This window comes from Pandoraea sp. (assembly GCF_041919235.1).
In the GTDB taxonomy this organism is placed as follows: Bacteria; Pseudomonadota; Gammaproteobacteria; order Burkholderiales; family Burkholderiaceae; genus Pandoraea.
This window is the reverse complement of the sequence record NZ_JAYRUC010000009.1, coordinates 157,104-171,388: the sequence shown is the minus strand read 5'-3', so window position 1 is coordinate 171,388 and position 14,285 is coordinate 157,104. Positions and strand designations below refer to the sequence as shown.

Genomic DNA, 14,285 nt, shown 5'->3' with positions numbered 1-14,285 from the left:
GGGAAGCATTATCGAGGGCATGCCGGCGTCCTTGTCAGACGAGGGGAAGACGTCTCCGAACAGGACGACGACAAAGCGTCGCGTTTGGCGCCGGTCCATCAACCGGTGGCCATGTCCGCGCGTTGCCCATCGGGAACGAAAATGTAACCGCGTCCGCGCACGGTCTGGATAAAGCGCGGGCTCTGCGCGTCTTCGTCGAGCAGCCGGCGCAGGCGCCAGATCTGCACGTCGATGCCACGGTCGTTGACGTCGCTCTGCGCGCCGTAGAGCAATTCGATGATGCGTTCGCGCGAGAGCACCTGCATGGCGTGGTTCACCAGCAGGCGCAGCAAGCCGTATTCTCCGTCCGAAAGCGTGAGCAGTTGCGCGTCGCGGGTGAGCGTGCGGCTGCGGAAGTCGAGCACGAACGGGCCGAACGTATAGTTTTCGCGCTGCTCAGGCACCGCCGCGTCGGGCATTTTGCGGCGGCGAAGCACGGCGTTGATCCGGGCGAGCAACTCGCGCGGGCTGAACGGCTTGCCGAGGTAGTCGTCGGCGCCGATCTCCAGCCCCACGATGCGGTCGATCTCGTCGCTGCGCGCCGTGAGCAGGATTACCGGCACATCGTCGTTGCGCGCGCGCAGGTCCCTCAGCGCCGTAAGGCCGTCGATCTTCGGCATCATCAGGTCGAGCACGATCAGGGCCGGACGTTCACGCTCGAGACGTGCGGCCAGCCCGTCGCCGTCATGCATCACCGCGACCGAGAAGCCGTGGCGGCTCAGATACTCGCGCAGCAGGTCTCGCAGATCGGGATCGTCGTCGACAACAAGAATTTTCATATTCGTTCGGACCGGTAGTGTCGTCATGATAGTGGCCTCCCCGCGCGCCTTTGCACGGGTTTTGTTTCCGGACATTACAGTCTTGGTCGCCTGTAACGATGCGTAATAATAGAGCGAGCCACGGTGACGCACGAATTTCGCGCGTCTCGTGTGAGCTTGGCGCTTACCACCCTGCCACCGCTTTGACGGCAAACTCCGCACACCCCAGTCGTACGTCTCGCATGGCGGACATGCTGCGGCAAGGCAAGGCACAGCGCTGCAAAGCGCAGCGAATGGGCCGCGATGCGAACCATTGCGCGCGCCGCCTGTCTTTGATCAGCGGCGCGAACATCGATCGCCTGCCGGGAAAGCTGTTGTAATCCGCCGTCCCATTTGGCTTTTGCGACGGTCTGCTATGCTGATCGGCCAAACCTCGTGCGCGGCGCAGCCCAGGGGCCTTCAGGCCGTTTGCTGCGTCGCAGCAACCAAACAGAACGAACGTCGTCCGCACTGGACGAATCCGCCCACTACTCCGCTGTGATGAGGAAGTCATGACCGAGCACGGTCCCCACGGTTCCGAACAACCGAACGGTTCTGATCGGCCAGCGTCCGCCGCCACCGGGACGCAACGCGACACCGGGCCCGCCCCGGCGTCTTCGCGCACGCGCCGCTGGCTCGTGCCCACCGCGATCGGGCTGATCGTCGTGCTCATTGCCGCGGGCGTGTATTACCGCCTGCATTCGCCGAGTGGCCAGGGGCCGGCTCAGACGGGCGGGCGTCGCGGCGGGGCGCCGGGCGGCATGGCCGGCGCGGGCGCGCCCGCCACACCGGTGACGGCGGGCGAGGCGAAGACGGGCGACCTGCCGGTCTTCCTCAATGGGCTGGGCACGGTCACCCCGACACGCAGCGTTACCGTGCATTCGCGCGTCGACGGTCAACTCATGAAGGTGCATTTCAAGGAAGGCGAGATGGTCAAGGAAGGCCAGTTGCTTGCCGAAATCGATCCGCGTCCGTTCCAGGTTCAGGTCACCCAGATGGAAGGCCAACTTGCGCGCGATCAGGCACTGCTCAAGAACGCTCAGATCGACCTCGCCCGCTACCAGACGCTGCTCAAGCAGGACTCGATTGCCGCGCAGACGGTCGATACTCAGCGCGCGCTTGTCAAACAGTACGAAGGCACTGTCAAAGCCGACGAGGGACAGCTCGGCAATGCGCGTCTGCAATTGAACTACGCGAGTGTGACGGCGCCGCTCTCGGGACTCGCGGGTCTGCGTCAGGTCGATCCGGGCAATGTCGTTCACGCGTCGGACACCAACGGCATCGTCATCATCAACGAAGTCACGCCGATTACCGTTGTCTACACCATTCCCGAGGACAGCCTGCCGAAGGTGGTCAAGCGCTCGCAGGGCGGCGAGACGTTGCCCGTCGAGGCCTTCGACCGGGCGGGCACGATCAAGCTGGGCACCGGCAAGCTCGCGTCCATCGATAACCAGATCGATACGACGACCGGCACCGTCAAGCTCAAGGCCGAATTCGCCAATCGCGACGGCCTGCTGTTCCCGAACCAGTTCGTCAATGTGAAGATGCTCGTCGATACCCTCAAGGGCGCCACGCTGATTCCAAGCGCGGCCGTGCAGCGCGGTACGCAGGGCAGCTTCGTCTATACCGTGCAGCCGGGTCAGACCGTCAAGCTCAAGACGGTGAAGCTCGGCCCGACCGATGGCACCAACGTGGCCGTGGAGTCGGGGATCGCGCCGGGCGAGAAGCTCGTGATCGACGGCATGGACAAGCTGCGCGACGGCGCCAAGGTCGAAGTGATCACGGCCGCGAGCCGCGCGGCAGCGGTTGCGCCGCGTGCGCCGGGCGAGGCGCGTGCCGGCAACGGCGGGCCCCGCCGTCCGGCGCAATAGGGCGCCACCGCGTGACCTCGCGCGAAATCGCCTACGCCCCGCTCGCGGCCCCAAGAGACGCCCGTCCACCCAGCCAATGAATCCGTCCCGCCCGTTTATTCTCCGACCGGTCGCCACGTCGTTAATGATGTTGGCGATCCTGCTCGCCGGTTTCGTCGCTTACCGGCTGTTGCCGCTCTCGGCGCTGCCGGAAGTCGACTATCCGACCATTCAGGTGGTCACGCTCTATCCGGGGGCGAGTCCGGATGTGATGACCTCGTCGGTGACGGCGCCGCTGGAGCGACAGTTCGGCCAGATGCCCGGCCTGAACCAGATGTCGTCGACCAGCTCGGGCGGGGCGTCGGTGATCACGCTGCAGTTCTCGCTCGATCTCGGACTCGACGTTGCCGAACAGGAAGTGCAGGCGGCAATCAACAGCGCAAGCAATCTGCTGCCCAGCGATCTGCCGATGCCGCCGATCTACAGCAAGGTCAATCCGGCCGACACGCCGATTCTCACGCTGGCGATCATGTCGAAGACCATGCCGCTGCCCAAGCTCGAGGACCTGGTCGACACGCGCGTGGCGCAAAAGATCTCGCAGTTGCCCGGCATCGGCCTGGTGAGCATTTCCGGCGGACAGCGCCCTGCGGTGCGCATTCAGGTCAATCCCCGCGCGATCACGTCGTACGGACTCAATATCGAGGACGTTCGCACGTCCATCGCGGCGGCCAACGTCAATCAGGCGAAGGGCAGTTTCGATGGCCCGCTGCGCGCGTCGACCATCGACGCGAACGATCAGCTCGTCTCCGCCGACGAGTATCGCAACCTCGTCATCGCCTACAAGAACGGGGGGGCGATCCGTCTTTCCGACATCGCCGACGTGATCGACGGCGCGGAGAACACCAAACTGGCGGCATGGGCCGATACGACGCCGGCCATCGTGCTGAACGTGCAGCGTCAGCCGGGCGCGAACGTGATCGAGACGGTCAACCGGGTCAAGGCCCTGCTGCCGCAGTTGCAGGCCTCGCTGCCGGGCAGCATCGACGTCAAGCTGCTCATCGACCGCACCACGACGATTCGCGCCTCGGTCTCCGACGTGCAGTTCGAACTCATCCTCGCCGTCGCCCTCGTGGTGATGGTGATCTTCCTGTTCTTGCGCAACGTCTCCGCAACCCTGATTCCGAGTGTGGCCGTGCCGCTCTCGCTGATCGGCACCTTCGGGGTGATGTATCTGGCCGGGTTTTCGATCAACAACCTGACGCTCATGGCGCTGACCATCGCGACCGGCTTCGTGGTCGACGACGCCATCGTGATGATCGAGAACATCGCACGTTACATGGAGCGGGGAGAAAAGCCCTTGCAGGCGGCGCTCAAGGGGGCGGAGCAGATCGGCTTCACGATCATTTCGCTCACGTTCTCGTTGATCGCCGTGCTGATTCCGCTGCTCTTCATGGGCGACGTCGTCGGCCGCCTGTTCCGCGAGTTTGCGATCACGCTGGCGGTGTCGATCCTGATCTCGGCCGTGGTGTCGCTCACGCTCACGCCAATGATGTGCGCGAAGCTGCTGCGTCACGTGCCCGAGGAGAAGCAGGGCAAGTTCTACCGCAAGACCGGCGAGATGTTCGATCGCATCATCGCGAAGTACGGCGAGTGGCTCACCTGGGTGCTCGATCGCCAGACGGCCACGTTGCTCGTTGCGCTCGGCACGCTCGTGCTCACGGTGCTGCTGTATCTGTGGGTGCCCAAGGGCTTCTTCCCGGTGCAGGACACCGGCGTGATTCAGGGCATTTCCGACGCGCCGCAGTCGATCTCGTTCGCGGCGATGGGCGAGCGCCAACAGGCGCTGGTCGCGGCGGTGCTCAAGGACCCGGCCGTCGAATCGGTATCGTCGTTCATCGGCGTGGACGGGGTGAACACCACGCTCAACAGCGGGCGTCTGCTTATCAATTTGAAAGACAAGTCCGTGCGCGGGCTGGACGCCTCGGCAGTCATCCGCCGCATTCAGCCCGAGGTGGCGAAGGTGCCCGGCATCGCTCTCTATATGCAGCCGGTGCAGGATCTGACGATTGAAGACCGCGTCAGCCGCACGCAGTATCAGTTCACCTTGCAGGACCCGAGTCTCGATACGCTCGGCATCTGGGTGCCGAAGCTCGTGGAGAAGCTGCAACAGGTGCCGCAACTCGCCGATGTGACGAGCGACCTGCAAGTCAACGGCCTGCAGGCATATGTCGACATCGACCGCGATACCGCAAGCCGTCTGGGCGTGACGCCGGCCGCCGTCGATCAGACCCTCTACAGTGCTTTCGGCCAGCGTCTGATTTCGACGATCTACACGCAGGCCTCGCAATACCGAGTGGTGCTCGAAGTGGCGAGCGACTTCCAGCGCGGACCCGACGCGCTCAGAGGCATTTACGTGGCGTCGACCTCGGGCGTGCAAGTGCCACTCACGTCGTTCGCGAAGATCGTGGAAAAGCCCACGCCGCTGGCGATCAACCACCAGGCGCAATTCCCGTCGGCCACGATCTCGTTCAACCTCGCCAAAGGTGCGTCGCTTGGCGACGCTGTCAAAGCGATCAACGACGCCGAGCAGTCCATCGGCCTGCCCGTGAGCACGCAGACGACGTTCCAGGGGGCGGCAAAGGCGTTCCAGGCGTCGCTCTCGAACACGCTGTGGCTGATTCTGGCGGCGGTCGTGACGATGTACATCGTGCTGGGCGTGCTCTATGAGAGTTATATCCACCCGATCACGATTCTGTCGACGCTGCCGTCGGCCGGTGTCGGGGCGCTGCTGGCGCTCATGGTGTCCGGCAACGACATCAGCATCATCGCGATCATCGGCATCATCCTGCTGATCGGCATCGTGAAGAAGAACGCCATCATGATGATCGACTTCGCCCTCGAGGCGGAGCGCGAACACGGCATGCCGCCGCGCGAGGCGATTTATCAGGCGTGTCTGCTGCGCTTCCGCCCGATTCTGATGACGACCATGGCCGCCGTACTCGGTGCGCTGCCGCTCATGCTCGGCTCGGGGGTGGGCTCCGAGCTGCGCCAGCCGCTGGGTATCACGATGGTGGGCGGGCTGATGGTCAGTCAGGTGCTCACGCTCTTCACGACGCCGGTGATCTATCTGTGGTTCGACCGCCTGGCCGCGCGTGCGCGCGCTTGGCGTGAGCGGCATTTCGGCGCGCCGGGGCCGTCGGACGATTCGGGGCTCGGCGAGCATGACGATCATGGCGACCGGGGCAACCCGGGCGGCGGCGGCGCCGGCCCGACAACCACGGATGGTCCGGCGCGATGAACCTGTCGGCCATCTTCATCAGGCGCTCGGTCGCGACCGTCCTGCTCACCATCGGGGTGACGCTCGCGGGTATCGTTGCGTTCGGCTTGTTGCCGATCTCGCCGCTGCCGCAAGTGGATTTTCCGACGATCTCCGTCTCGGCGTCGCTGCCGGGCGCGAGTCCCGAGACGATGGCGGCGAGCGTGGCCACCCCGCTGGAGCGTTCGCTGGGTCGTATCGCAGGGGTGACGGAAATGACGTCGAGCAGTTCGCTGGGCTCGACCCGCATCACACTCCAGTTCGATCTCTCGCGCGATATCAACGGTGCGGCGCGTGACGTACAGGCGGCCATCAACGCCGCGCGCAGTCTGTTGCCGACAGGGTTGCCAAGCAACCCGACCTATCGCAAGGTGAATCCTGCGAGCGCGCCGGTGATGATTCTTGCGCTCACGTCGCAGAGCATGTCGCGCGGGCAGATGTACGACTCTGCGTCGACCATTCTCGCGCAGAAGATCTCGCAGCTCGAAGGGGTGGGCGACGTGACCGTGGGGGGCAGCTCGCTGCCCGCAGTGCGCGTCGAACTCAACCCGACGGCGCTCAACAAGTACCAGATCCCGCTGGAGAAGGTACGCACGACGATCCAGGCGGTCAACGCGAACCGCCCGAAAGGCGCGCTCGAAGACGGCGATCGGCGCTGGCAGATTCTCGCCAACGATCAGGCCAAGTCCGCGAAAGAGTACCTGCCGGTGATCGTCAGCTATCACGACGGCCGGCCGGTACGTCTGTCCGATATCGCCGAAGTGGTCGACTCGGTACAGGACTTGCGCAACGCGGGCTCGGCCAACGGCAAGCCGTCGGTGGTGCTCATCATCACGACGCAACCGGGCGCGAACATCATCGAGACGGTCGATCGCATCAACAAGATCCTGCCGAATCTGCGGGCCTCGATCCCGGCAGCGATCAACCTCGACGTGGTCATGGACCGCACGCCGACGATCCGCGCCTCCCTCAAGGAAGTCGAGCGCACGCTGCTGATCTCGATCGCGCTCGTCATCACGGTGGTGTTCATCTTCCTGCGGAACTGGCGCGCGACGCTGATTCCCAGCGTGGCCGTGCCCGTCTCGCTGATCGGCACGTTCGGGGTGATGTATCTGTGCGGTTTCAGTCTCGACAACCTGTCGCTCATGGCGCTCACCATCGCCACGGGTTTCGTGGTCGACGACGCTATTGTCGTGTTGGAGAACATCTCGCGACATATCGAAGACGGTCTGAGTCCGTTCGCGGCGGCGCTCAAGGGAACGCGCGAGGTCGGCTTCACGGTGCTCTCGATGAGCATTTCGCTGGTGGCGGTGTTTATTCCACTGCTGCTCATGGGCGGCATTGTCGGGCGATTGTTCCGGGAGTTCGCGGTCACGCTCTCGGCGGCCATTCTGGTCTCGCTGGTCGTCTCGCTCACGACCACGCCCATGATGTGTGCGCGTTTGCTTAAGGGCCGGGCCGCGCCGCGAGCGCCCGTGCCACCGCCGCGCCCGTCCGTCTGGACACGCCTGGGCGGCCTCACCGCGCGCATGTTCGACGGCATGCTGCGCGAGTATGAGCGCTCGCTGTCGTGGGCGCTGCGTCACGGGCCGCTCATGCTGGGGATTCTGTTCGCGACCATCTGCCTGAACGTCTGGCTCTACGCCGTTGTGCCGAAGGGGTTCTTCCCGCAGCAGGATACGGGGCGGATGATCGGCTTCATTCAGGCCGATCAGGCGATCTCGTTCCAGGCCATGGAGAAGAAGCTGGCCGACTTCATCAGAATCGTGCAGGCCGATCCGGACGTCGCAACGGTCTCGGGCTTTACCGGCGGGTCGAATCGCAACGGCGGTTTGATGTTCGTCACGCTCAAGCCGCTGGGGGAGCGCAAGATTTCGGCCGATCAGGTCATTGCGCGTCTGCGCGGCAAGCTGGCCAAGGAGCCGGGGGCGATGCTCTATCTGCAGTCGGTGCAGGACATTCGCGTGGGCGGGCGTGCCAGCAACGCGCAGTATCAGTACACGCTGCAGGCGGACGATCTTCAGCAGTTGCGCGAGTGGGAGCCGAAGGTGCGCAACGCGCTCTCGCATCTGCCGAATCTCGTCGACGTCAACACCGACCAGCAAGACAAGGGTTTGCAGACGACACTCGATGTCGATCGCGATCAGGCGGCGCGGCTCGGGTTGACGATGAGCCAGATCGATAACGTGCTCAACGATGCGTTCGGGCAGCGGCAGGTCTCCACGATCTACAATCCGCTCAATCAATACAAGGTCGTGATGGAAGTGGCGCCGCAATGGTGGCAGAGCCCCGAGTCGCTCAAGGACATCTATGTGGTGACCTCGGCGGGCGCGCAGGTGCCGCTCTCGGCGTTTGCGCGCTACCGGCCCACCAACACGGCGTTGGGTGTCTCGCATCAGGGACAGTTCGCCGCGAGCACGATTTCGTTCAATCTGCCGCCGGGGGTGTCGCTGTCGCAGGCGCAGGCGTCGATCAACGACGCCATTGGCCGTCTGGGCATGCCGACCGCGGTGCACGGTAGTTTTCAGGGCACGGCACAGGCGTTTCAGTCTGCCTTGTCGTCGCAGCCGCTCCTGATTCTGACGGCGCTGCTCACGGTGTATATCGTCTTGGGCGTGCTCTACGAGAGCTACATCCATCCGCTCACCATTCTGTCGACGCTACCGTCGGCGGGGGTCGGAGCGCTGCTGGCGTTGCTGCTCTTCAATACCGAGTTCAGCATCATTGCGCTCATCGGGGTGATTTTGCTGATCGGCATCGTGAAAAAGAACGCGATCATGATGATCGACTTCGCGCTCGACGCGCAGCGGCGGCAGAACATGTCGCCGCGTGAGGCCATTTACCATGCGTGCGTGCTGCGCTTTCGCCCGATCATGATGACGACGATGGCGGCCATGCTCGGCGCGATTCCGCTCGCGCTGGGTACGGGCGACGGCGCGGAGTTGCGCCAGCCGTTAGGAATTTCCATCGTGGGCGGCCTGCTCGTGAGCCAGGTCCTTACGCTCTATACGACGCCGGTGGTGTATCTGTATCTCGATCGCGTGGGCCTGCGCTGGGCGCGCTGGCGTGCGCGCGGCCGGTCCGGCCAACAAGATGCCGGGGAGGTGGGCCATGGCTGATGCCGTTCGCTGCCCGCGCCGTGTTCTGCCCGGCGCGTCTTCCGAAACTTCTGTCCCGGCCGAAGGGCCGATGAATGCCATGTCCCGTTCCCTGAATCGTCAAGTCCCTATCGTTCGTATGCATGCGGCTGCCATGGCGGCAGCGGGGCAAGGGCGAAGCGTGCCGACATCGCCGCGCGTGCGTCGTACGGTGACATGGCTCGCGGCGAGCGCCGTGCTGTGGCTCGCGGGCTGCGCCGTGGGGCCGGACTACGTGCGCCCGAGCGTCGAGACGCCGGCAGCGTTCAAGGAGACCGGCGACTGGAAGCTCGCCGAGCCCAGCGACGCGGCGTCCAAGGGCGATTGGTGGGCGATCTACCAAGACCCGGTGCTCACCGACCTGATGGCGCAGGTCAACGTCGACAACCAAAACATCAAGGTGGCCGAGGCCAACTACCGGCAGGCGCTGGCCTTGGCCTCGCAGGCCCGCGCGGCCTTCTTCCCGACGATTGGCGCCGATGCCGGGCTCACGCGCGCCAGCTCGCGCGTGAGCAACACGGCGGTGAGCGGATCGGGCGCCGGTGGAATCTCGAACAGCTTCAGCCTGTCGGGCACGGCGAGCTGGGAGCCGGACATCTGGGGCAGCGTGCGCCGCTCGGTCGAGGCCGGCAATGCGAGCGCCGAGGCGAGTGCGGCCGATCTGGCCAATGCACGTCTTTCGGCGCAGGCGTTGCTCGCGCAGAACTACTTCGACCTGCGGGTGACGGATGCCCAGAAGGCGCTGCTCGTTCGTACGGTCGCCGCGTATGAGCAGACGCTCAAGCTCACGCAGAATCAATACGCCGTCGGTGTGGCGCAGCGCTCCGACGTGATTCAGGCGCAGACGCAGTTGCAATCGGCGCAGGCGTCGGTGCTCGATATTGAAGTGACGCGCGCACAGTTGGAGCACGCGATTGCGTTGCTCGTCGGTAAGGCCCCGGCGGCGTTCTCGCTCGCGTCGACGCCATTGCGCGCCGCGTTGCCGACGGTTCCGGTGAGTCTGCCGTCGACCTTGCTGGAGCGACGCCCGGATATTGCGGCCGCCGAACGCTCGGTGGCGGCGGCGAATGCGAAGATCGGCGTGGCCAAGGCGGCCTTCTTCCCGACGCTCTCGCTCTCGGCGACGGGCGGCTTCCAAAGCAGCAGTTTCGCCAACTGGCTGACGCTGCCGAGCCGCTTCTGGTCGGTGGGCCCTGCACTGGCGGCAACCCTCTTCGACGGCGGCCTGCGTCGCGCGCAGACCGATGCAGCGATCGCCGCGTATGACGCGCAGGTCGCGACCTACCGTCAGACAGTGCTCACGGCGTTCCAGGCGGTCGAGGACAATCTCGCCGCACTGAACTATCTGGGACGCGAGTCTGCCGTGCAGAACCAGGCGGTGCAGTCCTCACGCGAAGCGCTGCAACTCATCCTCAACCAATACAAGGCGGGTACGGTCGGATTTCAGAACGTGCTGACCGCTCAGACGACCGCGTACACCACGGAGCGTACGGCGCTGACGATTCTCGGTCGTCAATTCACGGCCAACGTTCTGCTCGTGACGGCGCTCGGCGGCGGCTGGCATGGACTGCCGAACGAGGGCGAAAATGGCACGGCCAAGCAAGCCGATCACTAAATCGGGTGTTGGTGTTTAAGGTAATTCCGAACTTCACCATTGGAATCGCGGACGCGCCGCTTGCGAATCTTCCGAACACGGGTAACGCGAGTAGCACAGTCAACGCTGGCATGCGTCTGAGCAATTTCACCTCCGGGCGAGTCCCGTCAAGCAGTTAGACCGCAGTACCCGCTCTATCAGGCAGCATGCGGGGCTCGTGTGCGCTGACCACACCGCGTGGCAAGGACCTTTGCTCACATCGACTATGTGACGTTTCCCAGGCGGTTGGCATGATCCCTTTTTGCCAGAATGGACTCGCTTCGTGGCGATGGCAGGCGCGAAGCACCGTACGTTTACAGCGGCGGTGACGGTACTGCCAGATGACGAATAAGGGGAGGGGGCAACGATGACGATCAATGTCGTGGTCGCGGACGACCATCCGATTGTGCGCTACGGAATACGACGTCTGCTCGAAGAGCGGGAAATGATTCATCTGGTCGGCGAGGCGGCCAATTCGTCAGAGCTGGTGAATTTGCTGGCCAAGGCGCCATGCGACATTCTCGTAACCGATTTCTCGATGCCTGGAGGGAATTTCAAGGACGGACTTTTTCTTATCGGCTACGTGCGCCGGTACTTTCCGCACATCAAGATCATCGTCGTGACGATGCTCGAAAACCTGGCGATACTTCGCGGCATGCTCAAGCTTGGCGTGCATTCAATTCTCTCCAAGCTTGACGAGCAGAGTTCGATTGCCGACATTGTCTGCGTGGTGGCCGACGGCAGTCGCTACATTCCGGCGGGGCTGGCTACCCGGCTGCACGACTCGGTGGTCGACGACACCGAGATCGATGCGTCGAAGCTCTCGGGCCGCGAGGTGGAGGTCGTGCGGCTGTTTGTCTCGGGGCTCACCATCAGCGAAATCGCGTTTCAGCTCAGTCGCAGCGTCAAGACCGTCAGTTCGCAGAAGACCAACGCCATGCGCAAGCTTGGGCTGGATCGCGATGTCGATCTGTATCACTACGCCACGCGAACGGGCATCACCTGACGGATCGAACGATGCTGCCCTGCCGGGCAGGGGCAGGGGCAGGGGCAGGGGCGGCGGGTCAGGTCGGTAGACGAATGGCCCGCATGTCGCGAAGAATCAACTCGCCCGCCCGAAGCATCTGCTTGAGCTGATGCACCACTTGCTTGATTTCCTGCACATGGGTCTCGGACGTATCGGGCTGCTGTTCCTGGGCGACAACCAATGCGTCGAGGCGGCGCGTGTAGTCGCGCATCGCCTCGCTCGCGGCCTGGGTATCCGTTGGCACGGAGGCCGCCGGCGCCGCGACCGCCTTCGAGAGCAGATCGCTGATCGCGGCGACGACCTGACCCAGCTCGCCGCTCTTGTCCGCCGCAATCTGACGCGGCAGCAGATCCGACATCCCGGTGATGTATGACGCCATCACGTGGTTCTGTACCAACAGGTCGTTGAGTTCCCCGACCGAGACTTGCTTGGACTTCGGCTCCAGCATCATGCGCTTGAAGGCTGCGCCGAAATTCCCGAACGCGATGTGCATGTCCTTTCTCGCCATGCGATAGGCCAGGTCGTCGCGCTTGCCTTCCCGGCCGGCGCACGATTCCAGATAGGCGCGCGTCGACTGCACGGCCTGCCGGATGAGTGGTCCCATGAGGCGGTATTCCCAGTACGGGAACAGATACGAGCAGACCAGCGCCACGGCAGACCCGATGAGCGTGTCGATGGCGCGCTCCCCGATAACGGACAGCGATCCGGGCAGCAGGAAATGGAACAGCAGCAGCACGTAGGACGACATGAATACGACCGACAGGCCGTAGTTGAACAGCGACAGGCTGTTCCCCATGACCATGCAGAAGAACATGAGTGCGAGCAGCATCCAGGGCGTGTGCACGAAGGACAGGACGAGCAGCACGCTGACGCAGCCGATGAGCGTGCCGGTCAGACGTTGGGCGTTCTTCTGCTTGGTCAGGCTGAAGCCGGGCTTCAGAATCACGATGATCGTGAGCAACACCCAATAACTGTGCGCCTGTCCGGCGAGCAACGACCAGTTCTCGCAAATGACCATGCCGACGACAATGGCAATGGTCACCCGCAACGCATGGCGAAAGCTTGGCGACGAGAAGGTCAGATTCTTCCAGAGGAGCTTTGGAGAGTAGCTCTGTCGTGACGTGAAGCGAAGGAGCGCCTGATCGATCTGCACCTCCGTGGCCGCGCCTGCGGTGGCGAGATTCGTGTTGCGGTGCATGCGCTCCACGATACGCGTGCTGCTCCATACCCGGCGGAAGGTGCTCACGAGCGCCTGGTATGCCTCGGGCGCGCGTTGCGGCAGCGACTGCTTGCGCATCAGCTCGATCTCGTACTCGATGGCCCGGAATTCCGCGCGCCAACTGCGCTGTGCCCGCGAGGGCTCGTTGGTGGCGATGGCGTAGCCGATGCCATCCACTTCGTTCGCGATCTTTCGGATCATGTCGCGAAAGAACAGCAGCACGTCGTTGTCGGCGAACTCTTGGCGCAGCATCGGGTAGTCGGTATGCACCGACACCACCACCTCGTGCAGATCGACGATATTGATGAACAGGTTGAACAACATCGTGCGGCGCGACTCCAGCGTGCCGCTGCGCAAGCGGGGCAGATTGCGCAGAATGATCTCGCGCGCGGCCTGCTGCTTTTCGACGACGTTGACCTGCGCAGCGATCAGTCGCCGGTAACAATCGTCGATATCGGTGGCGGTATCGTAGAACGCCGCTTTGGCCTCCAGATATTGTGCGGTGACGAAGAAGCACTCGGCGAGGGTTTGCTGTTCGATACGAAACCACCAGAGGCGGCAGACAACGAGACTGAAATAGGTGTACCAAAGGCCACCGGCGAGCACGGCGCCGGCGTCGAGCACGGCCTGGTGGCGCGTGAGGTCGCCCTCGACATTGAGCACCATCATCATCAGGCAGGCAAAACTCACGAGCGACGCGCGATAGCCATACACCACGAGCATCGACAGGCCAAACGTCAGGATCATCGACGTGATCCAGAGCTGCCACGGCTGCGCGGCGGTGGCCATGCCGGTGATCAGGACCGTGAGGGCGCCGAGCAGCGTGCAACTGAGCAATTCCGTGTGCTTGTGACGCAGTGGCCCATTGATGTCGACCACGCTTGCGCATAGCGCCCCGGAGGCCACTTCGATGCCGAGCAGGTGCTGGTCCATCCCCCAGAAGAGCACGAGGGCAGGCAGCACCACCCCCACTGCCTGACGGGTGCCGCTGAAGAAGTAATGGCTGTACAGGAACTTCTTGATATCGGTTTGATAGTCCATGCGTCAGGTGCGAGGGTTCCGCAGCAAAGCCGGCCGCGCGACGGGGGAGTGCGCGGCGCAGTGAGAGTCTAGCCGAAGCCTCGCGCGCCGCGAAGAGGGGATACCGCCGGTGACACGCGGCGCGTGCATGTGCGGGCCGTGGTGTGTGCCATGGTGCGGGCCGTGACGTGCGACGTCACCGTCACCCGGGGTGGGGCGGTTTTTCGGATCTGCCCGATCGGCTTGT

Annotated in this window: 8 protein-coding genes; 6 read left to right on the top strand and 2 right to left on the bottom strand. The window is 63.9% G+C overall.

The annotated features are described in order from the left end of the window. Positions 1 to 98: 98 nt before the first annotated feature. Positions 99 to 818 carry a response regulator gene (locus tag ACE3UG_RS09670; RefSeq protein WP_374622848.1) on the bottom strand — a complete coding sequence of 240 codons (720 nt, stop codon included), beginning with the start codon at positions 816 to 818 and terminating at the stop codon, positions 99 to 101. A 221-nt stretch (positions 819 to 1,039) separates the two neighbouring features. Between ACE3UG_RS09670 and ACE3UG_RS09665 the strand changes: the two genes are divergently transcribed. The 6 genes from ACE3UG_RS09665 (at position 1,040) to ACE3UG_RS09640 (ending at position 11,778) form a co-directional block, all read left to right on the top strand. Next, positions 1,040 to 1,177 (top strand): hypothetical protein, encoded by a 138-nt coding sequence (locus ACE3UG_RS09665; protein WP_374622845.1) that lies wholly within the window; start codon positions 1,040 to 1,042, stop codon positions 1,175 to 1,177. A 171-nt stretch (positions 1,178 to 1,348) separates the two neighbouring features. Next, a complete protein-coding gene (locus ACE3UG_RS09660) occupies positions 1,349 to 2,707 on the top strand; it encodes an MdtA/MuxA family multidrug efflux RND transporter periplasmic adaptor subunit (RefSeq protein WP_374622843.1) in 1,359 nt (452 codons plus the stop codon). Between the two features lie 76 nt (positions 2,708 to 2,783). Beyond that, complete coding sequence (locus ACE3UG_RS09655) at positions 2,784 to 5,984, top strand: MdtB/MuxB family multidrug efflux RND transporter permease subunit (RefSeq protein ID WP_374622841.1); 3,201 nt, start codon at positions 2,784 to 2,786, stop codon at positions 5,982 to 5,984. Further along, positions 5,981 to 9,121 (top strand): multidrug efflux RND transporter permease subunit, encoded by a 3,141-nt coding sequence (locus tag ACE3UG_RS09650; protein WP_374622839.1) that lies wholly within the window; start codon positions 5,981 to 5,983, stop codon positions 9,119 to 9,121. The genes ACE3UG_RS09655 and ACE3UG_RS09650 overlap by 4 nt, the downstream gene beginning before the upstream one ends. 79 nt (positions 9,122 to 9,200) lie before the next feature. Continuing rightward, a complete protein-coding gene (locus tag ACE3UG_RS09645; RefSeq protein ID WP_374622837.1) occupies positions 9,201 to 10,754 on the top strand; it encodes an efflux transporter outer membrane subunit in 1,554 nt (517 codons plus the stop codon). A 385-nt stretch (positions 10,755 to 11,139) separates the two neighbouring features. Next, entirely contained in the window at positions 11,140 to 11,778 is a 639-nt protein-coding gene (locus ACE3UG_RS09640) for a response regulator (RefSeq protein WP_374622835.1), read from the top strand. Positions 11,779 to 11,836: 58 nt separating this feature from the next. On the opposite strand, the gene ACE3UG_RS09635 is transcribed toward ACE3UG_RS09640, so the two are convergent. Continuing rightward, a complete protein-coding gene (locus ACE3UG_RS09635) occupies positions 11,837 to 14,059 on the bottom strand; it encodes an FUSC family membrane protein (protein WP_374622833.1) in 2,223 nt (740 codons plus the stop codon). Positions 14,060 to 14,285: the final 226 nt, after the last annotated feature.

What these genes read in the sequence shown, in the direction of transcription:
- ACE3UG_RS09670 (WP_374622848.1), bottom strand. Translation starts at nt 818, where the DNA reads ATGAAAATTCTTGTTGTCGACGACGATCCCGATCTGCGAGACCTGCTG.
- ACE3UG_RS09665 (WP_374622845.1), top strand. Translation starts at nt 1,040, where the DNA reads ATGGCGGACATGCTGCGGCAAGGCAAGGCACAGCGCTGCAAAGCGCAG.
- ACE3UG_RS09660 (WP_374622843.1), top strand. Translation starts at nt 1,349, where the DNA reads ATGACCGAGCACGGTCCCCACGGTTCCGAACAACCGAACGGTTCTGAT.
- ACE3UG_RS09655 (WP_374622841.1), top strand. Translation starts at nt 2,784, where the DNA reads ATGAATCCGTCCCGCCCGTTTATTCTCCGACCGGTCGCCACGTCGTTA.
- ACE3UG_RS09650 (WP_374622839.1), top strand. Translation starts at nt 5,981, where the DNA reads ATGAACCTGTCGGCCATCTTCATCAGGCGCTCGGTCGCGACCGTCCTG.
- ACE3UG_RS09645 (WP_374622837.1), top strand. Translation starts at nt 9,201, where the DNA reads ATGTCCCGTTCCCTGAATCGTCAAGTCCCTATCGTTCGTATGCATGCG.
- ACE3UG_RS09640 (WP_374622835.1), top strand. Translation starts at nt 11,140, where the DNA reads ATGACGATCAATGTCGTGGTCGCGGACGACCATCCGATTGTGCGCTAC.
- ACE3UG_RS09635 (WP_374622833.1), bottom strand. Translation starts at nt 14,059, where the DNA reads ATGGACTATCAAACCGATATCAAGAAGTTCCTGTACAGCCATTACTTC.